Below are 533 nucleotides of genomic sequence, written 5' to 3'. Positions count from 1 at the left end.
CAGTGTCATCGCTGGCTCAGCAATTGAGCAATGCGGCGGCGCGGGCGGAGGTCGAGAACGCAGGGCTAGATTTTGCGGGGTTGGCAGAGAAGGCTAAACATATTGTTGATCAGCTAACAAGTAGCGCGAATAACGAGCAACGTGATGCCGACCTTCCGGATACCGATGATCCGCAATTGCTGGACCGCGCCCACAAGGCAACCGACTTTGTACACGGTTTTGGTCGCAACCCGTTTAAAGGCATGTCGAGAGATCAACTGGCGTTGATCACCTACGACGAAAGCGGCAGTTTTACCTTGAACGAACGACGGGCGGCCTGGAAAGAAGCTAACAGCCAGGAAGAGGCATGGCGCATACAAGTCACCCAAGCAGCGCAAGAGGAATACCACAACACCGGTAAGCAGACCGTGCTCGCTACCGAATGCTTGAGGCACTTCGATAGTTTGCCAGTGATGGAACAGGTTCTGTATCCCGAAGATACACGCGCACAATACCAACGCAACATAGACCTGGACTTCAACTACAAAACGGGT

General features: G+C 53.5%; 1 protein-coding gene. It reads left to right on the top strand.

Going from position 1 to position 533, the window contains the following annotated elements; genetic code table 11:
• Positions 1–533: hypothetical protein (locus DCO48_RS22820; RefSeq protein WP_165840824.1), on the top strand; the 533-nt coding region annotated here is incomplete at both ends.

It is taken from the genome of Pseudomonas sp. SDI (assembly GCF_003105155.1).
In the GTDB taxonomy this organism is placed as follows: Bacteria; Pseudomonadota; Gammaproteobacteria; order Pseudomonadales; family Pseudomonadaceae; genus Aquipseudomonas.
Note: the sequence above shows the minus strand (reverse complement) of the source record. Positions and strands in the feature narration are given on the sequence as shown.